Source organism: Rhodococcus sp. IEGM 1372 (assembly GCF_030056835.1).
Classification (GTDB): domain Bacteria; phylum Actinomycetota; class Actinomycetes; order Mycobacteriales; family Mycobacteriaceae; genus Rhodococcoides.
Map to the genome: position 1 here is coordinate 22,453 of NZ_JASHKS010000018.1, position 23,198 is coordinate 45,650.

General features: G+C 65.0%; 25 protein-coding genes. 13 read left to right on the forward strand and 12 right to left on the reverse strand.

What is annotated here, in order from left to right:
* Window positions 1-73: 73 nt before the first annotated feature.
* Together QM590_RS15565 and QM590_RS15570 are read right to left on the reverse strand one after the other, a co-directional pair.
* On the reverse strand, window positions 74-610 hold the full coding sequence (locus QM590_RS15565) for a DUF3558 domain-containing protein (protein WP_269595612.1): 537 nt from the start codon (window positions 608-610) through the stop codon (window positions 74-76).
* A gap of 4 nt (window positions 611-614) precedes the next feature.
* Window positions 615-1,130 carry a DUF3558 domain-containing protein gene (locus QM590_RS15570; protein WP_269595613.1) on the reverse strand — a complete coding sequence of 172 codons (516 nt, stop codon included), beginning with the start codon at window positions 1,128-1,130 and terminating at the stop codon, window positions 615-617.
* 192 nt (window positions 1,131-1,322) lie between these two features.
* Between QM590_RS15570 and QM590_RS15575 the strand changes: the two genes are divergently transcribed.
* Window positions 1,323-1,634 carry a hypothetical protein gene (locus QM590_RS15575; protein WP_068048371.1) on the forward strand — a complete coding sequence of 104 codons (312 nt, stop codon included), beginning with the start codon at window positions 1,323-1,325 and terminating at the stop codon, window positions 1,632-1,634.
* A 24-nt stretch (window positions 1,635-1,658) separates the two neighbouring features.
* Here the strand turns inward: QM590_RS15575 and QM590_RS15580 are convergent, their stop codons facing one another.
* Together QM590_RS15580 and QM590_RS15585 are read right to left on the reverse strand one after the other, a co-directional pair.
* The gene (locus tag QM590_RS15580) at window positions 1,659-2,303 is read right to left on the reverse strand and encodes a Type 1 glutamine amidotransferase-like domain-containing protein (RefSeq protein ID WP_269595615.1); all 645 of its coding nucleotides are present in this window, start codon (window positions 2,301-2,303) and stop codon (window positions 1,659-1,661) included.
* Window positions 2,300-2,749, reverse strand: a complete 450-nt coding sequence (locus QM590_RS15585) for an HIT family protein (protein WP_394855348.1) — start codon at window positions 2,747-2,749, stop codon at window positions 2,300-2,302. Before QM590_RS15585 ends, QM590_RS15580 begins: the two co-directional genes overlap by 4 nt.
* Before the next feature lie 245 nt (window positions 2,750-2,994).
* Between QM590_RS15585 and QM590_RS15590 the strand changes: the two genes are divergently transcribed.
* The 3 genes from QM590_RS15590 to QM590_RS15600 are packed head-to-tail and all read left to right on the forward strand — an operon-like array spanning window position 2,995 to window position 5,857.
* On the forward strand, window positions 2,995-4,113 hold the full coding sequence (locus tag QM590_RS15590) for a Re/Si-specific NAD(P)(+) transhydrogenase subunit alpha (RefSeq protein WP_269595618.1): 1,119 nt from the start codon (window positions 2,995-2,997) through the stop codon (window positions 4,111-4,113).
* Window positions 4,113-4,436 carry an NAD(P) transhydrogenase subunit alpha part 2 gene (locus QM590_RS15595; protein ID WP_068048360.1) on the forward strand — a complete coding sequence of 108 codons (324 nt, stop codon included), beginning with the start codon at window positions 4,113-4,115 and terminating at the stop codon, window positions 4,434-4,436. The genes QM590_RS15590 and QM590_RS15595 overlap by 1 nt, the downstream gene beginning before the upstream one ends.
* Window positions 4,436-5,857, forward strand: a complete 1,422-nt coding sequence (locus QM590_RS15600) for an NAD(P)(+) transhydrogenase (Re/Si-specific) subunit beta (RefSeq protein ID WP_269595622.1) — start codon at window positions 4,436-4,438, stop codon at window positions 5,855-5,857. The genes QM590_RS15595 and QM590_RS15600 overlap by 1 nt, the downstream gene beginning before the upstream one ends.
* Before the next feature lie 43 nt (window positions 5,858-5,900).
* Here QM590_RS15600 and QM590_RS15605 read toward each other — a convergent pair whose 3' ends face one another.
* Window positions 5,901-6,614 carry a hypothetical protein gene (locus QM590_RS15605; protein ID WP_269595623.1) on the reverse strand — a complete coding sequence of 238 codons (714 nt, stop codon included), beginning with the start codon at window positions 6,612-6,614 and terminating at the stop codon, window positions 5,901-5,903.
* Window positions 6,615-7,207: 593 nt separating this feature from the next.
* On the opposite strand from QM590_RS15605, the gene QM590_RS15610 reads away from it, so the two are divergent.
* Together QM590_RS15610 and QM590_RS15615 are read left to right on the forward strand one after the other, a co-directional pair.
* Complete coding sequence (locus tag QM590_RS15610; RefSeq protein WP_269595624.1) at window positions 7,208-7,531, forward strand: hypothetical protein; 324 nt, start codon at window positions 7,208-7,210, stop codon at window positions 7,529-7,531.
* A gap of 114 nt (window positions 7,532-7,645) precedes the next feature.
* The gene (locus tag QM590_RS15615) at window positions 7,646-8,671 is read left to right on the forward strand and encodes a phosphotransferase family protein (RefSeq protein ID WP_094669475.1); all 1,026 of its coding nucleotides are present in this window, start codon (window positions 7,646-7,648) and stop codon (window positions 8,669-8,671) included.
* 4 nt (window positions 8,672-8,675) lie between these two features.
* Here the strand turns inward: QM590_RS15615 and QM590_RS15620 are convergent, their stop codons facing one another.
* Window positions 8,676-9,149 carry an acyl-CoA thioesterase gene (locus QM590_RS15620; RefSeq protein ID WP_149408053.1) on the reverse strand — a complete coding sequence of 158 codons (474 nt, stop codon included), beginning with the start codon at window positions 9,147-9,149 and terminating at the stop codon, window positions 8,676-8,678.
* Between the two features lie 10 nt (window positions 9,150-9,159).
* Window positions 9,160-10,377, reverse strand: a complete 1,218-nt coding sequence (locus QM590_RS15625; protein WP_269595625.1) for a benzoate/H(+) symporter BenE family transporter — start codon at window positions 10,375-10,377, stop codon at window positions 9,160-9,162.
* A 182-nt stretch (window positions 10,378-10,559) separates the two neighbouring features.
* Between QM590_RS15625 and QM590_RS15630 the strand changes: the two genes are divergently transcribed.
* Window positions 10,560-11,303: a GntR family transcriptional regulator gene (locus tag QM590_RS15630; RefSeq protein WP_411741351.1), complete on the forward strand. Its 744-nt coding sequence runs from the start codon at window positions 10,560-10,562 to the stop codon at window positions 11,301-11,303.
* 2 nt (window positions 11,304-11,305) lie between these two features.
* Here QM590_RS15630 and QM590_RS15635 read toward each other — a convergent pair whose 3' ends face one another.
* Together QM590_RS15635 and QM590_RS15640 are read right to left on the reverse strand one after the other, a co-directional pair.
* Window positions 11,306-11,767, reverse strand: coding sequence for a PTS sugar transporter subunit IIA (locus QM590_RS15635; protein ID WP_094638592.1), 462 nt, complete (start codon window positions 11,765-11,767; stop codon window positions 11,306-11,308).
* Window positions 11,764-11,994 (reverse strand): PTS sugar transporter subunit IIB, encoded by a 231-nt coding sequence (locus QM590_RS15640; RefSeq protein WP_032393491.1) that lies wholly within the window; start codon window positions 11,992-11,994, stop codon window positions 11,764-11,766. Before QM590_RS15640 ends, QM590_RS15635 begins: the two co-directional genes overlap by 4 nt.
* Before the next feature lie 175 nt (window positions 11,995-12,169).
* Here QM590_RS15640 and QM590_RS15645 point away from each other — a divergent pair, with 175 nt between their 5' ends.
* The 3 genes from QM590_RS15645 to nagB are packed head-to-tail and all read left to right on the forward strand — an operon-like array spanning window position 12,170 to window position 15,381.
* Window positions 12,170-13,417, forward strand: coding sequence for a PTS transporter subunit EIIC (locus QM590_RS15645; protein WP_068048343.1), 1,248 nt, complete (start codon window positions 12,170-12,172; stop codon window positions 13,415-13,417).
* Window positions 13,414-14,598, forward strand: a complete 1,185-nt coding sequence (locus QM590_RS15650) for an N-acetylglucosamine-6-phosphate deacetylase (RefSeq protein ID WP_269595626.1) — start codon at window positions 13,414-13,416, stop codon at window positions 14,596-14,598. The genes QM590_RS15645 and QM590_RS15650 overlap by 4 nt, the downstream gene beginning before the upstream one ends.
* Window positions 14,599-15,381, forward strand: a complete 783-nt coding sequence (nagB, locus tag QM590_RS15655) for a glucosamine-6-phosphate deaminase (protein WP_269595627.1) — start codon at window positions 14,599-14,601, stop codon at window positions 15,379-15,381.
* Between the two features lies 1 nt (window position 15,382).
* Here nagB and QM590_RS15660 read toward each other — a convergent pair whose 3' ends face one another.
* The 3 genes from QM590_RS15660 to QM590_RS15670 form a co-directional block, all read right to left on the reverse strand.
* On the reverse strand, window positions 15,383-16,210 hold the full coding sequence (locus tag QM590_RS15660; protein WP_269595628.1) for a shikimate 5-dehydrogenase: 828 nt from the start codon (window positions 16,208-16,210) through the stop codon (window positions 15,383-15,385).
* A gap of 10 nt (window positions 16,211-16,220) precedes the next feature.
* Window positions 16,221-16,895 carry an HNH endonuclease family protein gene (locus tag QM590_RS15665; protein WP_269595654.1) on the reverse strand — a complete coding sequence of 225 codons (675 nt, stop codon included), beginning with the start codon at window positions 16,893-16,895 and terminating at the stop codon, window positions 16,221-16,223.
* A gap of 145 nt (window positions 16,896-17,040) precedes the next feature.
* The gene (locus QM590_RS15670) at window positions 17,041-17,946 is read right to left on the reverse strand and encodes an NADP-dependent oxidoreductase (RefSeq protein ID WP_269595629.1); all 906 of its coding nucleotides are present in this window, start codon (window positions 17,944-17,946) and stop codon (window positions 17,041-17,043) included.
* Between the two features lie 80 nt (window positions 17,947-18,026).
* Between QM590_RS15670 and QM590_RS15675 the strand changes: the two genes are divergently transcribed.
* The 3 genes from QM590_RS15675 to QM590_RS15685 all read left to right on the forward strand — a co-directional run bounded on the left by QM590_RS15675 (window position 18,027) and on the right by QM590_RS15685 (window position 23,197).
* The gene (locus QM590_RS15675) at window positions 18,027-20,858 is read left to right on the forward strand and encodes a DEAD/DEAH box helicase (RefSeq protein WP_269595630.1); all 2,832 of its coding nucleotides are present in this window, start codon (window positions 18,027-18,029) and stop codon (window positions 20,856-20,858) included.
* Window positions 20,858-21,610 (forward strand): SWIM zinc finger family protein, encoded by a 753-nt coding sequence (locus tag QM590_RS15680; RefSeq protein ID WP_269595632.1) that lies wholly within the window; start codon window positions 20,858-20,860, stop codon window positions 21,608-21,610. The genes QM590_RS15675 and QM590_RS15680 overlap by 1 nt, the downstream gene beginning before the upstream one ends.
* A gap of 78 nt (window positions 21,611-21,688) precedes the next feature.
* Window positions 21,689-23,197: a CoA-acylating methylmalonate-semialdehyde dehydrogenase gene (locus QM590_RS15685; RefSeq protein WP_269595633.1), complete on the forward strand. Its 1,509-nt coding sequence runs from the start codon at window positions 21,689-21,691 to the stop codon at window positions 23,195-23,197.
* The last annotated feature ends 1 nt before the right edge of the window (window position 23,198 follow it).

A 23,198-nucleotide genomic window follows, 5' to 3' on the forward strand; every position in this document is an offset into this window, starting at 1 on the left:
GAAGTTGTGACCGTCGCCACTCGAGTGTGTCACGGCCGCGTGTGCGGTGGAGTCGGGGCCGGTCGGCGCTCGGTCACTGATTGCGTTGCAGCGTCAGTTCTGCGAGTTCGGTGGCGGCGGCGCACGGGTCGGCCGGACTGGCGCCTCGGTACTGCACCCACCAAGTGATGACACCCGAGTACGCCGCGCTGATTCCGCACGACGACGGATCGTCCGGCCGTCGTGACAGGAACGCCGTGGTGCCGGCAACGGCGACGTCTTCGGTCGCGTAGCCGAGCCGATCGGCCAGGTCTCGCTCGCGCGGTAGTGCATCGTTCTCGAACCAGGCGAAAGTCACATCGATGAGTCCGCCGCCGCCGATGCCGGTCCACATGCACACTGCACCGTAGAAGTACTGCTCGACGAGGTCGGCACCCACTGTTTCGGCGATGGTGGGATCGGGGACGGCGATGCACTCCTCGAGCAGCTTGTCGAACTGCCCACTGCCGCCGGATCGAGCGGGCACGGCCGTACCGGTCACGGTGGTGGTGCATCCGGTACCGACGGCCGCAGTGACGAGGACAGCGGCGACGACGCGGCGGGTGGAATCGGCGGAGCGGAATGTCGACATCGGGCTACTTCGCCTTCGAGATCGTGATTCTGGCCAGATCCTCGACGACGTCGCAGGAATCGCGGGGGCCGTCGACCACGAAGTTGACGGACCAGTGCACGAAGCCGTCCCCGTTCTCGACTCCGGCCTCGCACGACGCTCCCGACGCCGCGGCGGTGAATCCAGGGTGACCGTCCACATCGATGCGCTCGATGGTGCGACCGACGGCCTCGGCCACGGAACTCTCTCGGTCGATGGGGCTGCCGCGGTACCAGGTGAACATCGCGTACGCGCCGCTCGTGGATTCCCAGCGGCAACGAATGGCGTTCTCGGACACCGCCGTCAGGTCGGATACGGCCGTGAGTTCCTGCACTTCTGCGTCGTCCATCGAGCCGCATTCACCGACGAAGAGTTCTTCGGTGATGGGTCGGTCGGCCGTCTCGGACGTATCCGGACCGGCCTCGGTGGCCGGCGTGTTCGAGCATCCGAACAGCCCGCATGCGACCGCAGCGATCAAGGCTGCAACGGCTCGGGTGCGCACGAACTCGGACTTTACCCACCCCGTCGGGGAGAGGGTGAGCGTTTGATGGAAGTGAGTCACATCAGTAACACCAGCCTCAGGCGTTACCAGATCGATGCGTCGTCGACACGTAAATTTGTAGTTCGCCACGCTAGCGTCCAGCGCAGCGAACCTCGCACTCCACGCGGTGCGAGTCGACAAGGAGGCTGCACCATGATCGATCCCGGAAGTGACTCCTGGAACTACGTGGCCGCGATGTTCTCGTACGAATTTCTCGGGGGCGGAATCGAATACGACACCATCGAGCGCATTCACCGAGGCGAGATCGACGAGTGGGTTCAGGCGTTGACACAGTCGGGGCTCTTCGATCGAGCAGCCATCGCGCAGATTGCCGACTCGTGGCATCAGGCCCCTCGCCAGTTGTTCGACATGCTGGTGCTCGATGCGGACGAAATGACCGCCAGACGGTGCTCGCTGGCGTGGTCCTCGCTGGACCGACTCGCTCCACTTGCTCGCCTGGGCTGAAGACTCGCCCGGGCCGACGGACGGTCAACTACCGAGCACACGCGTTCCCGACGCATCGACGACGATGGCCTGTTCGTCGGTCAACCCACGGCAGTCGATGCCGTCCCTGCGCAGGCGCTGCATCGTTGCTTGCCCCGAATCGTTCTCGTCCAGAACGGAATTCAGGTGCGGGACGATCGAGAAACCGACCAGGCCCAGTCCGGTCCACACCGGATCGACACCTGTTGCGGGCCGAACCTCGCCGGGGTCGTCCGCGTCCTCGACGCCGATCAACGACGGTGCGGCAACACACGCGCCCGCGCTGTATCCGCCGTACACGATCGATCCTCGCCGAACACGCTCGGCGATGACCTCGTCTGCGCCCGAGCGGGCGAGTTGAGCGCGCAGGACGAACGTATTGCCCCCGCGAACCCACACTGCGCCGAAGTCGTCGAGTGCGCGCTCGAGAGCAGCGGACCGACCCACGTACTCGCGCAGATCCAGCTCGGCAGGCCGATACCCGAGCGCCCGCAGCGGAACGAACTCGCTTGTGAGCGAGGATTCGCGAGCGGCGCGCGGCCACGCGTCCGATGCGTTCGCAATCACGGCGAGATCGGACGGTGGGCCGGTGAGCTCGACGAAAGCGTCGGAGTGGCCACCGAATCGGTACGACGACAGGAACAGCTTCATGCCGTCGGTTCGCCATCGAGCCGGGCCAACCCGACACGAACGGCGTCCGCGACACGCTCGGGCTCACTCAGACGACGTGTCACGAAGCCGGCCGCGAACCGGAAGCGGTCCCGATGCCAACGAGGCACCACGTGCAGATGCAGGTGGAAGACCGTCTGAAATGCGGCCTTACCGTCGTTGATCACGAGATTGGCTCCGTCGGCGCGCAGGTCCGAGTGCCGGACCGCGCGCGCCAGCGTGTGCCCGACGCGAAACACGTCTGCGGCCGCGTCCGGGTGGGTCGCATTCAGATCGGTGGCGTGCTCGCGCGGAACGACGAGCAGGTGGCCGCGAGTGACCGGCCGAATGTCGAGAAACGCGACAGCATGGTCGTTCTCGAACACGCGATGCGCGGGAGCGTCGCCCGCGACGATGGCACAGAAGATGCAAGGTTCCACGGTTGTCACTGTAGGGTCCGTTCATCACCGATAGACCCATATGGCGCGCATCACAATTGCGCTCCCCGTGGCCGAGGAATGTCGAAACGGACTCGATTCAGAACGAATCGGACTGTGTTCCGGGCTACCCGCGGTCTGTCTCCTCTGGCTACTATCAGGGACCTTGTGCCTTGTCGCATGGGTTCGTCCGCTCGTCGCAGGCTCGGAGCCGTTGGTCGATTCGTGGACACCATTCAACGCAGGAAGACGGAGATTTGGATACATCGCAGAGCACTGAGAAGGGTTCGGGATCCACGACTGTCGTCGGTGTGATTCGGGAATCGGGGGAGGGCGAACGTCGTGTCGCTCTGGTGCCCAAGATCGTTGCCTCCCTGGCGGGCAAGGGCGTCGAGATCGTCGTCGAGTCCGGCGCCGGTCTCGGCGCTCTGATTCCCGACGAGTTGTACGTCGCCGCCGGAGCGACCATCGGTGATCCATGGTCGGCCGACGTCGTGGTGAAGGTCGCGCCGCCGTCCGACGCCGAGATCGCCAAGCTGACGTCGGGTTCGACGCTCATCGGATTTCTGGCACCGCGCAACGCGGAGAACAGCATCGGGGCGTTGAAGGCGGCCGGAGTACAGGCTTTCGCCGTCGAGGCGATCCCGCGGATCTCACGGGCGCAGGTGATGGACGCACTGTCCTCTCAGGCCAACGTCGCCGGCTACAAGGCCGTGCTGTTGGCAGCGTCGGAGTCCACCCGGTTCTTCCCGATGCTCACCACCGCTGCGGGCACCGTCAAGCCCGCTACCGTGCTGGTGCTGGGCGTCGGCGTGGCAGGTCTGCAGGCGCTCGCCACCGCGAAGCGTCTCGGCGGCCGCCCCACCGGATACGACGTGCGTCCGGAGGTGGCAGATCAGGTTCGATCCGTCGGCGCGCAGTGGCTGGATCTGGGGATCGACGCCGCTGGCGAGGGCGGATACGCGCGTGAGCTGACCGAAGACGAGCGGGTGCAACAGCAGAAGGCTCTCGAAGAGGCCATCAAGGGATTCGACGTGGTCATCACGACCGCGTTGGTTCCCGGACGCCCTGCCCCGCGATTGGTCACGGCCGCGGCCGTCGAGGGCATGAAGCCGGGCAGCGTCGTGGTCGACCTCGCAGGGGAAACCGGTGGCAACTGTGAACTCACCGAGCCCGGCGAGACCGTCGTCAAGCACGACGTCACCATCTGCTCCCCGTTGAACCTGCCGGCCTCGATGCCCGAGCACGCCAGCGAGCTGTACTCGAAGAACATCTCGGCATTGCTCGAACTCATGTTGGTCGACGGCAAGCTCGCTCCGGATTTCTCGGACGAGGTTCTCGCCGGTGCCTGCGTGACACGTGAGAAGGAGAACTGATGTACACCCCGCTGCTCGCGAACATCGCGATCCTGGTGCTGTCCGGGTTCGTCGGCTTCGCGGTGATCTCCAAGGTGCCCAACACCTTGCACACCCCGTTGATGTCGGGAACCAATGCCATCCACGGCATCGTCGTGCTCGGTGCCCTGGTGGTGCTCGGCAAGGTCGAGGATCCGTCCATCGGCCTGCAGGTCATCCTGTTCGTCGCTCTCGTGTTCGGAACGGTCAACGTCATCGGTGGATTCGTGGTCACCGACCGCATGCTCGGCATGTTCAAGTCCAAGCCCGTTCCTGCCAAGGCCACGAAGGGTGCTGACTCCTGATGGACAATCTCGTCAACATTCTCTACATCGTCGCCTTCGGCATGTTCATCTACGGACTGATGGGTCTGACCGGACCGAAGACAGCCGTGCGTGGCAACCAGATCGCCGCTGTCGGCATGTTCCTCGCCGTCGTGGCGACGTTGATCTCTGTTCGCGATACCGAAAACTGGATTCTGATCGTCGTCGGCCTGGTCGTCGGCGTCGCGCTCGGTATCCCGCCTGCTCGCCGAGTGAAGATGACCGCGATGCCACAGTTGGTGGCCCTGTTCAACGGCGTCGGCGGTGGAACGGTTGCGCTGATCGCGTGGGCGGAATTCCTCGACACGTCGGGATTCTCGAACTTCAAGCACGGTGAATCGCCGACGGTCCACATCGTCATCGGGTCGCTGTTCGCGGCCATCATCGGGTCGATCTCGTTCTGGGGATCGCTGATCGCGTTCCTCAAGCTGCAGGAGACCCTGCCCGGCTCGCCCATCACCATCGGCAAGTTGCAGCAGCCGCTCAATGCTCTGCTGCTGGTCGGTGCTGTGGGCGCCGCCGTGGTCATCGGCATCAACGCCACTCCGGGCGGCGGGGTGTCGCAGTGGTGGATCGTAGCGGTTCTCGTACTCGCCGGAATTCTCGGTCTGACGGTCGTGCTGCCCATCGGCGGTGCGGACATGCCGGTCGTCATCTCGCTGCTCAACGCTCTGACCGGTCTGTCTGCGGCGGCCGCAGGCCTGGCGCTCAACAACACTGCGATGATCGTCGCCGGCATGATCGTCGGCGCGTCCGGCACGATCCTGACCAACCTGATGGCCAAGGCCATGAACCGTTCCATTCCGGCGATCGTCGCCGGTGGATTCGGCGGGGGCGACGCTGCTGCAGGTCCTGCGGGTGCAGGCGGCGGAACGGCGAAGGCCACCTCCGCAGCTGACGCTGCCATCCAGATGGCGTACGCCAACCAGGTCATCGTCGTTCCCGGATACGGCCTCGCCGTTGCGCAGGCGCAGCACGCGGTCAAGGACATGGCCAAGCTGCTGGAGTCGAAGGGCGTCGAGGTCAAGTACGCCATTCACCCCGTCGCCGGTCGCATGCCCGGGCACATGAACGTGCTCCTTGCCGAAGCCGACGTCGCGTACGACGCGATGAAGGAGATGGACGACATCAACGACGAGTTCGCCCGTACCGACGTCACGTTGGTCATCGGCGCGAACGACGTGACCAATCCGGCGGCGCGCAACGATCCGTCGAGCCCGATTCACGGGATGCCGATCCTGAACGTCGATCAGTCGAAGTCGGTCATCGTTCTCAAGCGGTCGATGTCGTCCGGATTCGCAGGCATCGAGAACCCGTTGTTCTTCGCCGAGGGCACCTCGATGCTGTTCGGCGACGCGAAGAAATCGGTTTCGGAGGTGACCGAGGAGCTCAAGGCTCTCTAGTCACGGGCAGTCAGCAGTACCGATGGGGCGCTCCGGTTGTTTTTCACCGGGAGCGCCCCGTCTTGCGTCGAACGGCCAGAGCGGCCGTATCGATCGGATTGCGGGCTTCCCGGGCAGCTGCATCGGGCGAGAAGAGCATGACGATCGAGCACGCCGGCCACCACACGAACACGATGGATGCGGCGCTCACGATGCCGGTGACGGACGCGGATCCGACGACCAGGGCGGCCGCCGCCACTGCGAGTGTTGCGACGGTTCCCAGACCGAGGATCACGGGCCGCCACGCCGCGGACGCCACCATGGATGCAGCTCCGAGCAGCGAGGCCACGGCGACGAGTTGACCGCTCGGAAGGTCTGCGGACGGCATCGACGCTCCCATGATCTCGCGAGCGATCGCACTGGTCACGACGGCACCGACGGTGCAGGCGATCACCACCCCGATTCCGTACGGCAGCTTGCGTATCAGCGCCACGACGGCGAGCGCGGCTACGGCGATCAACACCGCGGTCACATCGATCGCATCGAGTAGATGAGCGGCCAGTGCCGCGGCCGGGGTCGATTCCCAGGTGGTCGTGGTTGCGATGTGCGGTGCCCACATCAGGAAGATCAGCAGCAGGACCGCAGAGGCGCCTGACACGGCCGAGCGCGCGATGACGGCTCGCCTGCGTCTGCGGCTCGAGGTGCTGGACGGCAGCGCAGTCGTCTCTGCGTCGGTCGACGCGCGAATCGGTCCGGAGTCCAGGCTCGGTGGTGGCATGGGTGCCACGGTGCCAGAACCTGCTGAACGGAGGATGTGAGGAACTTGGGAACGGGCTGATCATTGCTCTGGTAACGATTCGATCACACCGGGTCGCGTGTGCGGAACCATGAATCGTCGAGGAGCAGAGCCCGCCTCGTCAAATTCTCGAAGTTTGTTTCAGCGTCAAATGCAGGTGCACGAGCATGTTTTCATGTGTCCGAACAATCCTCTGACCTGCAACGGAGCGGAGTGGATTCGATTCGGTGGTGCTCATGTCCGAGTGCCGAGCAGCACCCCGGGTCGGCCCTCGGCCCTCTCAGCTGGGCGTTTGTACTCGCATTGTTCCCCGTCACAGCAGTTCGTAAAGCGAACTATGACTTCGTTGCAAAGCGTTGATCGGATGGGTAAATCTGTGTGACGATACTCACATAGTCCAGTTCACCCTGGGCGAGACCCACCGGAAGGGCGTAGTTTCAGCCGCATCGGAAACCCGCATTCGACCGTTACAGCCCAAACGATAACGATCTGGAAACGGACCGTGCTACCCGTCGTAACCCGTCGGCACGGGGTATTCGACAACTACGGACGCCGGACACTCGAAGGAGAAGAACATGACCGCAATGTCTCAGGGACAGCTCGACATGGTCCGCGCCTTCTTTTGCAACGAGTTCGAGGCGGACTCCCTCGATCGATCCACGGTGCCCGAGCCCACCGCCGAGGCCGTCGCCGAGTGGATCGATGCACTGACCAACAGCGGCCTCTTCGCTCCGACCGAGGTGCGCAACATCTCCTCGGTGTGGGCGGCCGAACCGGAGACGTTGGTCGCAATGCTGATCGGTGAAGTGGACGAAATCGCCGTCAAGCGCGGCGCAGCGGTGCCGGCCGCAGCACCTGCCGCACCGGAGCTGGTCCCCGCGTTCGTGCGCGCCAGCTGACTCGTCCCGAGCCCGGAGTCTTTCGCACCAGGGCAGGTTCCGCTTCGCTACTATCGGTCGAATTCCGATGACGGCAGTCGACAACGGTGTCGCGCGGCGAAGTGAGGGTTCTGTATGGGCGCAGTGGGACTGGACGAAGACGCAGTATCGACCTGGATCGCAGGATTGGGGATAGGCGCAACCTCGCCCCTCACCTTTCAGCGGATCGGCAACGGTCAGTCCAATCTCACCTACGCCGTCCGCGACGCCGGTGGCAGTAACTGGGTGCTTCGACGTCCACCACTGGGGCATCTGCTGGCCTCCGCACACGATGTCGTGCGCGAACATCGAATTCTGTCCGGCCTGCAGAACACGGCGGTGCCGGTTCCGAAGATGATTGCGATCACCGAGGATCCTTCGGTGTCCGAGGTCCCGCTCGTGCTGATGAGTTTCGTCGACGGGATCGTCGTCGACTCGGTGGCGGCAGCCGAGCAACTCGACCCCGATCACCGACGCCGCATCGGACTCGGCCTCACGGTGGCGCTGTCCGACATCCACCGCGTCGATCTCGACTCCGCGGGTCTGGCAGATCTGGCCAGTCACAAACCGTACGCCGCTCGCCAACTCGCCCGGTGGACGAAGCAGTGGCAATCCTCGCGCACTCGCGACGTACCCGGTATCGATTCGCTGGCAACTCGATTGGCAGCGGGGATTCCTCCGCAGCACGAGGTGACCCTGGTGCACGGCGACTTCCACCTCAGCAACGTCATCACGGCCCGCGAAGACGGCCGTGTCGCGGCGGTCGTCGACTGGGAGCTGTGCACACTCGGAGATCCGTTGGCGGACCTCGGCGGTCTGCTGGCCTACTGGCCGCAAGCCGACGACGGGGTCGCCGGTCCGTTCATGGCGTCGACTCTGCCGGGCTTTCCCACCAGGGCCGAGCTTGTCGAGTCGTATGCGCAGCACACCGGGCGCGACGTCTCCGACGTCGGATTCTGGCAGGTGTTGGCGCTGTGGAAGCTCTCGATCATCGCCGAAGGCGTCATGCGGCGGATGGAAGCCGACTCGCGAAACCGGGCCGTGGCAGGCGGGCCGACCACGACGCTCATCGACGACATCGTCACCAGGGCACTGCGTACGGCCGACGAGATCGGCCTCTAGTCGGTCAGCTCGACGCGGTCCCGATCACCAAAGTGCGCGCTGCGCTCTCGATTTCGGGCGGAATCGCCACCGGCTTACGGGTGACCCCATCGACGTACACGTGTACGAATCGACCCCTCGCCGCCAGCTCCAACGCATCGTCGCCGGCCTCGCGGAACAACCCGAGCGAGTACACGATGCTACGGGTGCCCAGCTTCTCGACGGCCAAGCCCACCTGAAGGCGATCCGGGAAGCTCAACTCGGACAGGTAACGGCACGAGGTTTCGGCGACGACACCGATCGCCGGCAGCGTCCGGATATCGAGTCCCGTCGTCTCCATCAACCAACCGTTGACGGCGGTATCGAAATACGCGTAGTAGGTGACGTTGTTGACGTGGCCGTAGTGGTCGTTGTCGTCCCATCGCGTCGTCACGGGCCACAGAGCCGGAAAGTCCGATGCGTGCGACAACTCCGGCCCTGGGTTCACCTGATCGGTCATGAACGTGACCCTAACCAGTGGCGTCGGGAGCGGGCGTCGCCGGGGACCGACGACGCAGGATCGCACGGACCACCAGCCCGACCACCAGTGCCCAGAATGCGGAGCCGATTCCTGCGAACGTCAGGCCGGAAGCGGCGACGAGGAACGTCAGAACGGTCGCCTCCCTGTCCGATGCATGTTCGAGTGCACCGAACAACGACGCCGCGAGAGTTGCCAACAAGGCAAGTCCGGCAACGGTTTCGACCACGCCTGCAGGCGCTGCGGCAACCAGGGTTGCCAGTGCCGCGGACAGCAGCGCCAACACCAGATACGAGGAGCCCGCGGAGAAAGCCGCGACCCAACGCCGCTTCGGGTCCGGATGGGCACCGGGATTCGCCGCGAGCGCAGCGCTGATCGCGGCGAGGTTGATCGTGTGCCCACCCGCGAAAGCCCCGAGGACGGTTCCGGTTCCGGTGACGGTCATCGACGCACGCCAAGGAATTCGGTAGCCGAACGACGCCATGACGGTGGTGCCCGGGATGTTCTGCGACGCCATGGTGACGATGTACAGCGGCACCGCGATACCGACGGTCGCCTGCCACGTCCAGTGCGGAATCGTCCAGTCGATCCGAGGAATCAGATCGGACGCCGCGATGGGTGTGCCGCCGCCGATCAAGTCCGCTGCGATGACTGCAGCCGCCGCGAGGAACGCAGCGGGAACCGCCCATCGCGCGTTGAATCGAAGTACCAGGAGCCAGACGAGTACCACCGGAGCTATCCGGGCGGGTGAGTCGGCAAATGCAACGACCGGTGCCGCGCACAGCGGTAGCAGCACTCCGGCCAACATCGCCTGAGCGAGTGGTATCGGGATCTTCGAGACCGCGGCGCCGAGTCGTGGCCACAGGCCGGTCAGGACGATCAGCACCCCAACAGTGACGAACGAACCCACTGCGGCGGGCCACCCTCCGACCACCATGCCGGTTCCGGCGAGCAGCGCAGCGCCCGGCGTCGACCACGCCAGCGTGATGGGCTGTCTGTATCTGCGCGCGAGCCACATCATGCCCACGGCCTGGGTGACACACAGCGCCAGCAATCCGGAGGCCGCCTCGGTCGGACTGGCCCCTACCGCCCGCAGGCCCGTCAGCACGACGGCGAACGAGCTGGTGAAGCCGACCAGTGATGCCACGATTCCCGCGCTGACGGGGGTCGAGAGCGGCGTCGGTCTGTCGGCGGCGTCGGCAGTGGTCACGACTGACGATGATGCACTGTGGGCCGTCGCCTGTCGCGTCGTTTCCCGTCGAGCCGGGTCGGCGCTCCGAGTCGGTGGCCGAACGCTGTCGGGGCACGGTCGACGTGACGTAGTCTTTGGGTTGGACCGGACCAGTCCGTACCGCTGGGTCGGCGAGTGACGGAAAGGCCGGCGCAGTGGTGATGCCCGTACATCTGAGGGACAGTCAGGTTCCGAAGCACGAACAGCTTCGCGCGATTCTGTTGCACCGCTGCACCAAGGAGTTGCAACCCGGCGATCTCATGCCCAGCGAGCGAAAACTGATGGAGGACTACGGCGTCAGCCGCATCACCGTCCGCGAGGCCATCGGCCAGCTCGTCAACGACGGACACCTGGTTCGGGTGCGTGGCAAGGGCACGTTCGTGGCCAGTCGCACCGTGCAGTCTCGTTTGCACCTGGCGTCGTTCTCGGAGGAGATGCGCGCGCAAGGATTGACGCCTACCACGGTGGTGCTGTTCGCACGGCTCGAAAGCCCTTCGGCGGCAACGACTCGTGCACTCGGCCTGGCCGACGGAGAACAGACCTACCACGTCAAGCGTCTACGACTGGCCGACGCTGAACCGGTCAGCGTCGACGACGCGTGGTACCGGGCTTCCCTGCTCCCCGGCCTCATCGAGCACGACCTGAGCAAATCGGTGTACGAGGCCGTGCAGATCCATTACGGATTGACCATCGACCGGGCTGAGCAGACCGTCAAAGCCACTGCGGCCGACAGCGATACCGCCACTCTGCTCGGCACCAAGCGCGGCACCCCCGTGCTGTATTTCGACCGCGTCTCCTTCAGCGGCGACGAGCCGCTCGAACACACCGAGAGCTGGTACCGCTGCGATCGGTATCAACTGTCGATGGAAGTCGAAGGCGGGCGACGCACCCCGCAGCGTCGGTGAGATCAGGGCAGCTCGAACAGAAGATCGCCCACTGCCACGGTGTTGTCGATGCTCGCACTCGTGACCGAATCCGGCTTCGAGTCCATCAGTACCACCGGAACGACATCCGAGTAGCCTGCCGCCGCGATCGCTGCGGGATCGTAGGTGACGACGAGGTCGCCGGCCTGGATTCGATCACCCTCTGCTGCAACGAGTTCGAAGCCCGCGCCCTTCATCTTCACGGTGTCGATGCCGATGTGCACCAACACGCCCGCCTTGTCCTCGGTGAAGACGACGAACGCGTGCGGATGGAGTTTGAGGATCGTGCCCGCGACCGGTGAACGAACCTCGACGGCCCCGTCGCTCGGAGCCGGGCGTAGCGCGACACCGGAGCCGACCATCTGCGCCGAGAACACCGGGTCCGGCACATCGGCGAGCGAGATGACCTGCCCGGCAACCGGGCTGAGGATCGCCCGTGCGCTCACAGGATGTCGCCGATGTCTTCTGCGAGCGTGTCCGCTTCGGGGCCGACGATGACCTGAACGGCGGTTCCCTTGTGAAATACGCCGTGGGCACCTGCCGCCTTGAGCGCCGCCTCGTTCACCAACGACCCGTCCTTCACCTCGGTGCGCAGCCGAGTGATGCACGCTTCGATCTCGACGATGTTGTCGGCACCGCCGAGGCCTTCGACGATCGCGTCCGCTTTGGACATGTGGATTCTCGCTTTCTGTCGGCTTGTATCTGTCGGGTGGATCACACGGCCGGGTTGACACGAGCCTGCCACCTGGCCAAACTACAACTGGTAATGACCGGACAGTACCCCTGATGGCATCCGGTCACAACAGCGAAATCGCCCTCGAAGGACCAGCCTCGAAGAGAAGGTCGCCATGACCCCGAAGAAGACGGACTCGATCGATACCGAGCCGAAGAAGGAATCACGATCATTGGCCGGGCTGCAGCGGTTCGGTCGCAGCCTCATGCTGCCGATCGCTGTTCTGCCTGCCGCCGGAATTCTCCTGCGGCTCGGTCAGGACGACCTGCTGGGGAGATTCAGCGCACTGGAGACCACTGCTGCGGTCATCTCCGCCGCCGGTCAGTCGGTTTTCACCTGGCTTCCCCTCATCTTCGCGGTCGGTATCGCCATCGGCTGGGCCAAGAAGTCCGATGGTTCGACCGCGCTCGCAGCGGTGGTCGGCTACATGGTGATGAACGGCGTCTTCACGGCAATGTCGCCGGTCGTGCTCGACGGAGAGGTCGATGCCAACGGTGACCCGGCCGTGATCGACTACGGCGTGTTGGCAGGAATCGTCATCGGACTGCTCTCGGCAATTCTCTGGCAGCGTTTCTATCGCCAGAAGCTGCCGGACTATCTCGGCTTCTTCAGCGGCCGTCGTCTGGTGCCGATCATGACGGCGATCACCGGACTCGTCGTCGCCGTGATCATGTCGTTCGTGTACCCACTCTTCTACAGCGCTCTCCAATGGGTGGGCAACACCGTCGCCGACCACAGCGTGGTGGGCAGCGGAATCTACGGCTTCGCCAACCGCATGCTCATTCCCACCGGGCTGCACCACATTCTGAACTCCGTCGTCTGGTTCCTGGTGGGGGACTACCAGGATGCAAGCGGTCAATTGGTCCGCGGCGATCTGAACCGGTTCTTCGCCGGCGACCCGTCCGCCGGAGTGTTCATGACCGGATTCTTCCCGATCATGATGTTCGCCCTCCCCGCTGCGGCATTCGCGATCTACCGCAACGCCAAGCCGTCGCAGAAGAAGATCGTCGGCGGAATCATGTTGTCCACCGGCCTGACTGCCTTCGTCACCGGAATCACCGAGCCGCTCGAATACTCGTTCATGTTCGTGGCCTGGCCGCTCTACATCATCCACGCAGTGTTGACCGGAACCTCGATGGCGTTGACCAATGCCCTCGGAATCCACGACGGCTTCTTCTTCTCCGCCGGTGGCATCGACTACCTGCTGAACTACGGAATCGCCACCAAGGCATGGCTGCTCATTCCGATCGGCCTGGTGTACGCGGTGATCTACTACTTCCTGTTCAGCTTCGTCATCAAGAAGTGGAACCTGCGCACCCCCGGACGTGAGGACGACGCCGTGCTCGAACCCGATCGAGCATGACCGCATCCACTGCGACGACGCACCGCGGACGGGTCGTCACGCGCGACCGAGTGATCGAGGACGGCGTCGTCGCATCGACGGGAGACCGGATCTCGTGGGTCGGGCCGACATCGGCGTGGCCCGGTGCGGCCGTACCGCAAACGAATTCGACGATCCTCCCCGGGTTGGTCGATCTGCACTGCCACGGTGGAGCTGGGGCGTCGTTTCCGGATTCACCGGCCGTCGATCTCATGACGGCGGTACGGCATCACCGCTCTCGCGGGACCACGACGATGCTCGCGTCACTGGTGTCGGCACCGCCGGATCGGCTGATCGCGCAGACGTCGCTGTTGGCCGATCTGTACGAATCCGGTGACATCGCAGGCGTCCACCTCGAGGGGCCGTTTCTCGCCGTCGCACGCTGCGGCGCACAGGATCCGGCCTCGCTGCGCAGCGGAGATCCCGGACTGCTCCGCGACCTACTGGACGCGGGCCGCGGCGCGGTGCGGTCGATGACCCTGGCACCCGAGATCGACGGGTTCGCGGTCATCGCAAAGATGTTGCGGGAGAACGGAATACTGCCGAGCATCGGGCACACGGACGCCGACGCGCTCACCACCCGACGCGGTATCGAGTCGTTGGGGAACGGCCCCATGACTGCAACGCACCTGTTCAACGGAATGCCGACCTGGCATCATCGGTCGCCGGGCCCGGTGAGCGAGTGCCTGGCGGCCGCGGCACGCAGCGTGATGGTGCTCGAATTGATCGGTGACGGAGTGCATCTCGCCGACGAGACCGTGCGTGCGGTGTTCGATCTCGTCGGCGGCGCACGGATCGCGCTGGTGTCCGACGCGATGGCCGCAGCCGGCATGCCGGACGGTCGCTATCGACTCGGACCACTGGATGTGACCGTCCGCCACGCGGTTGCACGGTTGTCCCGCGACGCAGACAACGAGACCGCTCCGATTGCGGGCGGAACCGCTACCGTGCTGGACCTGGTGCGCCGAGCCGTGCTGGACGCCGGCGTGCCCCTGGTCGAGGCCGTGCGGGCTGCATCGTCGACTCCGGCGGCCTCGATCGGCCTCGACTCCGAGATCGGTTGCCTCGAACAGGGCATGAGAGCTGACGTCCTGGTGGTCGACGCGGCGTTCGAGCCACTGCAGGTGATCAGAGGCGGAACTGCAATCGGAGAGGACAGCTAGATGGAGGTAGTGATCCTAGAGGGGGTCGACGCAGTGGATCGAACGGCCGCCGACATCGTCGAACGAGTAGTACGAGTCGGCTCCAGTCCTGTATTGGGCCTGGCAACCGGGTCGACCCCGGTGGGCACGTATCGCGAATTGGCGCGGCGGCATCGGGAGGACGGCCTGTCGTTCGCGCACTGTCGCGCCTTCCTCCTCGACGAGTACATCGGACTGGCGAAAGCCGCTGAGCAGTCGTACTTCTCGTTCATTCGAGACAACTTCGTCGACCACGTCGACCTGGACGACGCCGCGGTCTTCTCGCCCGACGGCGAAGCGGACGACATAGCGGCAGAGGCGCAGCGGTACGACGCCGCGATCGCGGCCGCAGGTGGCGTCGATGTCCAGATCCTCGGAATCGGCACCGACGGGCACATCGGCTTCAACGAGCCCGGATCTTCACTGAAATCACGGACGCGGGTGAAGACGCTGACCGAACAGACGCGCGTCGACAATGCCCGGTTCTTCGATTCTCCCGAGGACGTACCGCATCACGTACTGACGCAGGGGCTGGGCACCATCGACGAGGCGCGCCACCTCGTGTTGATCGCAACGGGGGAGTCGAAAGCGGACGCGGTGGCGGCGGCCGTCGAGGGACCGCTGTCGGCGTACTGTCCGGCGTCGGCCATTCAATGGCACCCGCACGCAACGGTGCTGTTGGACGAGGCCGCGGCGTCGTCGCTCGCACTCGCGGAGTACTACCGGTACGCCTACGCCAACAAGCCCCGGTGGCAGCACCTGTGAGTCACCTGCGCGAGAACTCCGATGCGCGCGCGATCTGTTCGTCCGACGGCCGGACTCCGGTGTAGAGGACGAACTGTTCTGCTGCCTGCAGGGCGATGACCTGAGCGCCGGTGATCACGGGTTTGTCGGCGGCCCGAGCGGCGACGATCAGCGGCGTCTCCGACGGCATGGCGACGACGTCGAACACGGCTTTCGCCGCGTCGATCTGCTCGTCGGTGAACGGTGCCGAATCAGCGTCCGGTCCACCGGCCATACCCACCGGGGTCACGTTCACCAGCAGGTCTGCGCCCACCGCTTCGGCGGACCAGTCGTAGTCGTAGGTCTCGGCGACGGCAGGGCCGGTGTTCGAGTTGCGGGCGACGACGGTACCCCGGGTGTAACCCGAATCCCGCAGCGCGGCAACGACAGCTTTCGCCATACCGCCGCTGCCGGTGACCGCCACCGAGTAATCGTTGGAGAAGCCACTCGCGCCGAGTAGGCTCGCGACGGCCTGGTAGTCGGTGTTGTATGCGTGCAGGACGCCGTTCTCGTTGACGATCGTGTTGACGGATTCGATCGCGCTGGCGGACTCGTGCATCACGTCGACCAATTCGATGACATCTTCCTTGAACGGCATGGAGACGGCGCAGCCTCGAATGCCCAGCGCGCGAACGCCTCCCACCGCTGCGGCGAGGTCGGTGGTGGTGAACGCCTTGTAGACGAAGTTCAGGTCCAACTCGTCGTAGAGATAGTTGTGAAAGCGTGTTCCGATGTTGCTCGGTCGGCCGGACAGGGACATGCAGAGCTGTGTCTCACGGTCGAGGAAGCTGCGCGCGTGTACTGGTGCCATCGCTGAGACTTTACGCCGCGCACGTAGAGGCGACCGAAGCGAGAACACCCTGATCGGCCTGGGTGATCGGCAACTCGTACTGGGCGGCGACCGACAGGTATTTGCCCGCGTAGAAGCAGTGGTAGGCCTCGTTCGGCGGTAACCATTGCGAGGGTGTCTTGTCGCTCTTGCTCTGATTGTCGGCTCCATTGACCGCGAGCAGATTGAACGCCACGTCGTTGGCGAACCGAATTCGCTTGTCGGGCAACCACGTGTTCGCGCCCATGTCCCACGCCGCGGACAGGGGGTAGACGTGATCGATCTGAATCTTTCCGGCATCGGCCTTGGTGAACTGCATCGGCTCACCGGAGTACGGATCTGCGAGCGAACCCGACAGCACGACGCAGTCGCGGGTGCCGGCGCGGAATTCGACTTCCGTCATCGACAGCGCCAGGACGTTGTCGCGGGTACCGCAGCCGTCGTGACCACCCGGCCCGTCGTAGTCGTCCGTCCACGCCGGGCCGAACACACACCCTTCGCCGCTCTTGCATCCGCGCTCGTAGCCGAGGGCGTCGGGCCTGGCGGCGACCACGCGAACCTGCGCGAGCAATTGCTCGACCTGAGTGCGAGTGGGACTACCCGGAGCGGGTTCGGCGGGGGAGAAACCGGGGATGACGGGCCGGTCGCACGAGCCGAACACAGCCATCACGGCCGCAGCGATCACCAGCAGTACCGTCACCCACAGCTTTCTCACGCACGCCCCATCGTCGATCTCGGTCCTCGGTTGTCGTTCCTTGCGTCAGCAGTGTGCCGGAAGACACCGACAGTTCTCCGCTCACGCCAACCCGGCATCAGCGAACCTCGACCACGACCTTGCCGAGCACGTGCCCGTCCTCTACCAAAGCGAGAGCCTCACCCGCACGCTCGAGCGGGAACACATGGCCGATACGCGGACGAATGATGCCCGACGCGGTCAGGTCCGCCAGCCGCGCGAATGCCGCGGTGGTGCGATTGCGATCGACACCGGAACCACCCCACTGCGCCGCGAGCACCGGGTCGGCAACGCTGACGATCGGTATCCCCGCCGTCACAGCGGTCGCCGCGGCGCGCAAGCTCTCGCCCCCGACGAGATCGACGACGCCGTTCACCGGTCGCGACAACGAGTCGACGAAACCGGGTTCGGATGCGAGAAATTCGGCCCCGAGGCTCTCGATCCACTCCAGCTTGCCAGCACTAGCGACTGCGAGAACGTCGATACCGTCGGCTCGCGCGAGTTGCAGAACGGTCGAACCGACGCCGCCGCCCGCGCCGAGCACCAGGATGGAATCACCCGCGCCCACGGCGAGCCGCGCCAGCGCGTCGTATGCGGTCCCGGCGGCCACCGGCAGAGTGGCTGCGGCCGCCCAGGACACGGATTCGGGCTTGTGGGCTGTGCTCGACGCGTTGAGCACGGTGTACTGCGCATAGCCTCCGTATCCCGACGCGGTGGCTCCGAACACGTGGTCGCCCACCGAGAAGTCGGCCACACCGGCACCGGCCGACACGACCGTGCCCGATACTTCCCGGCCGAGAACCGCAGGCAGGGTGATCGGCACGGTGTCCTTGCGATTGCCCGCCCGCACCTTCCAATCCGCGGGATTGACGCCGGCGGCGTGGACCGCGACGAGAATCTGGCCAGGTCCCGGCTCGGCGACGGGTAGGTCCAGAAGGTATTCGGTGTCGGGCCCGCCGTATTCACTGAAGCCGTACGCGATCATGTACATACTGTGCCTCACTCAGCGACTCACTCGAAGCGCCTCACCTGAAGTCTGTCGGTGCTTGCTGATTGGATGGACCGATGCTGCACGGTCTCTGGTCTCCCGGTGCTGGGCTGATGCTGTGGGACGACGAGATCACCACTGGCGACGAGCCCGACTTGCCGCCGACCCACGCGCACGTGCTCACCAGAACGTTTCGGCACCGTGCTGCGGTGTGGTTTCCGGCACCCGGGCGCACTGCCACCGCGCAGGCCCCGGTACAGGTTCCGGCCATCGCACTGGCTCCGCACGACGGCGCCGATCTGCTGTTGCGGACGCCGCCGGACCACGCGGCGATCTCCGGTGACCTCCGCTACCTGGCGCATGTCGCCCGCGGAATCGAACGTTGGGTCCGCGGCGGTCGCGTCGTTCCGGCCCTGAAGTTGATGGACGGGCAGTGGTGGCCACGGTGGCGTCTGGTCGGGGGCGAACGTCAACGTGCCTGGCTCAGCGAACTCGCCGTCGCAATGCCGTCGGTGCAGCGCGCAGGTGAGCGGCCCAAGAAGATCCTCGACGACATGGTGGAGGAGCTCACCGATCCGATCGTCAGATCGGTTCTGGGTAGACCCGACTCGGAGCATCCACTGTTGTCGGCTCTGGTTCGCGACGACCCGTATGCCGATGGCACTCAACAGATGTCGACGTTGCTCGAGAAGTGGCGCGGAAGCCTCACCGTCGACGAACCCTCACTGGTGCTCCGGCTGCTCGAACCCGATGACGACGACGCCGTCGACAGTTCCTCCGAGGAAGCGGTGGACTCGTACTGGACGCTGCAGGTGTGTCTGCGCGCGGACGGCGAAGCGCCGCGACCGGTTCCGATGAGCCGCAAGGTCGATGCCACGCTGCTCTCCATCGCTGTCCGCAAGCTCGGTGAGGCCGTGGCGGCGTACCCGAGACTGCGCGATCTGCCGTCGCAGGAAGGCACCCTGGATCTGTTGCTTCCGACGTCGGTGGTCATCGATCTCGTCGAACACGGTGCGACGGCACTGCAGGCCACCGGAACCACGGTTCTGCTTCCCCGGGCGTGGACGAGGCTCGATCCGTCGATGAGATTGCGCGTCGATTCACCGGCGGTGACGAAAGCGGCAGCCGATCGGGCGGTCGGCATGGACGAACTGGTGTCCTACGACTGGCAACTCCAACTCGGCGACATGGTGCTCACCGAGGCGGAGATGAACAGGCTCGCCGTCTCGAAGGGCGATCTCGTGCGGCTCCGCGGTCAGTGGGTGCTCGCGGACGGCGGTCAGCTCGCGCGAGCCGCCAAGTACGTCGCCGAGCATCACGGTGACGGGACTGCGCTCAGCACGCTGATGCGCGAGATGACGTTGGCCGATCCGCCACCTGCTCCGGTCCAGGACATCCGCGCCACCGGCTGGGCGGCAACGTTGCTCGAACCCGGGGCGGTTCCGGAAACCATCCCGGTGCCCGACGGTGTGAACGCGACTCTGCGGCCCTACCAGCAACGCGGACTCGACTGGCTCGCGTTCATGAGCCGGCTCGGTCTCGGTGCCGTGCTCGCCGACGACATGGGACTGGGCAAGACTCTGCAGGTGCTCACGCTGCTCGCGCACGAGAAGAGTTCGACGCCGACGCTGCTGGTGGCACCGATGTCGGTGGTCGGAAACTGGCAGCGTGAGGCGGCGAAATTCACTCCGGCACTGCGGGTTCTGGTACACCACGGTCCGACGCGACTACGCGACGAGGAGCTCGATCGGGCGATCGCCGAGCACGATCTGATCGTCACCACGTACGCGCTGATGGCCAAGGATCGCGCGCAGCTGGCGGAGCAGACGTGGCGTCGTGTGGTCCTCGACGAGGCGCAACACATCAAGAACTCGGGCACCGTGCAGGCCAAGGCGGCGCTCGCGATCCCCGCGGATCACAAGCTGGCGCTCACCGGAACGCCGGTCGAGAATCGTCTCGACGAGCTGAGGTCCATTCTCGACTTCGCCAATCCGGGCATGCTCGGTAGGCCGTCGGATTTCCGCAAGCGATTCTCGGTTCCGATCGAGCGCGAGAACGACGAGAACGCGGTTTCCCGTCTGCGCGCCATCACGTCGCCGTTCATTCTGCGCCGTGTCAAGACCGATCCGACGGTCATCTCGGATCTGCCCGAGAAGAACGAGATGACCGTGCGCGCCAACCTCACGGCCGAGCAGGCTGCGCTGTACAAGGCGGTCGTCGACGAGATGATGGCGCAGATCGCCGACGCGAAGGGCATGAAGCGCAAGGGCGCGGTGCTGTCCGCGCTGACTCGCCTCAAACAGGTGTGCAATCACCCTGCCCATTTCCTGTCCGACGGCTCGCCGGTGCTCAAGAGGGGGCAGCATCGTTCCGGCAAGATCGGCTTGGTCGAGGACATGCTCGACTCGATTCTCGGCGACAACGAGAAAGCGTTGTTGTTCACACAGTTTCGGGAGTTCGGTGAGCTCGTGGCACCCTACTTCGCCGAACGGTTCGGCACCGAGGTGCCGTTCCTCCACGGCGGGGTGAGCAAGGCCAAGCGCGACGAGATGGTGGAGAAGTTCCAGAGCGACGACGGTCCGCCGATCATGATGCTCTCGCTCAAGGCCGGCGGCACCGGGTTGAACCTCACGGCCGCCAACCATGTTGTTCATCTCGATCGTTGGTGGAATCCGGCGGTGGAGAATCAAGCGACGGACCGGGCCTTCCGCATCGGGCAGCGTAAGAACGTCGAGGTGCGCAAACTGCTGTGCGTGGGCACCGTGGAGGAACGGATCGACTCGATGCTGGTCTCCAAGCAGGACCTGGCGAATCTGGCGGTCGGCACCGGCGAGAACTGGGTGACCGAGATGGACACCGCGGAGCTGCAGGAGCTGTTCCGCCTCAGTGAGGATGCGGTGGGGGAGTGATGGTCGACTTCTCGCAGTACGGCAAGCGTCGAAAAGCCAAGGGCGGCATCGAGTCCAGAAACAAGCGCGGCGCCTTCGGGCAGACGTGGTGGGGCAGGCATTTCGTGGCGGCCATGGAAGACCTCGCGGATCCGGGCCGGATCGCTCGGGGTAGAACGTATGCGCGCCAGGGGCAGGTGCTCACTCTCGGGGTCGAGCGCGGGCAGATATACGGCGAGGTGCAGGGCAGTCAGCTCGAGCCGTTCTCGGCCTCGGTCACCGTGGATCCACTGACGAAGGGTGAGGTTGCCGCGCTCGTCGATCGGGTGCGATCGAATCCTGGGATGCTGGCCGAGTTGGCCTCCAACGCGATCCCGCAGGCGCTGGCGTCGGTGTTGCTGCCGCACGACAAGGGGCAGCTCGATTTCGACTGCACGTGCCCCGACGACGGGTGGCCCTGCAAACACGCGGCGGCTCTGATGTACATCGCCGCCGAGCACATCGACGCATCCGCCGCCACCATCCTGACGCTGCGTGGAGTCGATCTCGATCAACTGATCGAGGGCGTCGGCGACGGGGACGACGAGTTCGACCCCGATGACTGGTTCGGCGATCGCGCGTCGTTCCCCGAACTTCCTCAGGTGTCGTTCGCTCCCGCGTTGGACGATCTCGATCCGTTGATCCTGCGTCGAATCTTCCGCGCCGACGGCTCCTCCGAGGCCGAGGTCAGTCGCGCCGGTGCCGATCTGAGGCAGTTCTACGACCGAATGTGACGACTTCTGGACTTACGTGGACATCCGACTATAGGATGGGCGTACTTCACTTTCCACGCTCGAGGACGGACAAACTCCATGGCTCGCGAACTCACGCACTTCATCGGCGGCAAGCATGTCGCCGGCACCTCCGGAAACTTCGGGGACGTGTTCGACCCCAACACCGGCGAGGTTCAGGCCCGTGTGCCGCTGGCCGACGTATCCGAGGTCGAGGCCGTCATCGCCGATGCCGAACAGGCCCAACGTGAATGGGCCAAGTGGAACCCGCAGCGCCGAGCGCGAGTCCTGATGAAGTTCCTGGCGCTCGTCACTCGCGACACCGAGGAACTGGCCCGCCTGCTGTCCTCCGAGCACGGCAAGACGATTGCCGACGCCAAGGGCGACATTCAACGCGGCGTCGAGGTCGTGGAGTTCGCCGTCGGCGTCCCGCATCTGCTCAAGGGTGAGTACACCGAGGGTGCAGGCGGTGGGATCGACGTGTACTCGATGCGTCAGCCGCTCGGCGTCGTAGCCGGAATCACCCCGTTCAACTTCCCCGCGATGATTCCCCTGTGGAAGGCCGGCCCGGCCATCGCCTGCGGAAACGCATTCATCCTGAAGCCCTCCGAGCGTGACCCGTCCGTCCCGCTCAAGCTCGCCGAGCTCTTCCTCGAAGCAGGACTCCCGCCGGGTGTGTTCAACGTCGTCAACGGTGACAAGACCGCCGTCGACGTACTGCTCACCGACGACCGGGTCAAGGCGATCGGCTTCGTCGGCTCGACTCCCATCGCGCAGTACATCTACGAGACCGCAGCGAAGCACGGCAAGCGTGCACAGTGCTTCGGTGGAGCCAAGAACCACGCCCTGGTGATGCCCGACGCCGATCTCGACGAGGTCGCCGACGCCCTTCTCGGTGCCGCCTACGGTTCCGCGGGCGAGCGTTGCATGGCCATTTCCGTCGCGGTTCCGGTGGGTGAAGAGACCGCGGATGCGCTCGTCGCCAAGCTCACCGAGCGGGTTGCGAAGCTGAAGATCGGTCGCTCCGACGACGAGGACGCGGATTTCGGCCCGCTCGTGGGTAGCGATGCGTTGAAGCGGGTCAACGATTACACCCAGATCGGTGTCGACGAGGGTGCCGAGTTGGTCGTCGACGGGCGCGGTTTCAGCCTCGAAGGCCACGAGGGTGGATTCTTCGCGGGCGCAACACTGTTCGACAAAGTGACGACCGACATGCGGATCTACAAGGAAGAGATCTTCGGACCCGTCCTGATCGTCGTTCGTGCGAAGGACTACGAGGATGCGCTGCGCCTGCCCACCGAGCACGAATACGGCAACGGCGTGTCCATCTTCACCCGTGACGGCGACACTGCTCGCGATTTCTGCTCCCGCGTCCAGGTGGGCATGGTCGGGGTCAACGTGCCGATTCCGGTACCGATCGCGTACCACACGTTCGGCGGTTGGAAGCGTTCGGGATTCGGTGATCTGAACCAGCACGGACCCGATTCGATCCGCTTCTACACCAAGACCAAGACCGTCACCCAGCGCTGGCCGTCGGGCACCAAAGAGGCTGCGGCACAGAATCACTTCGTCATTCCGAACATGGACTGAT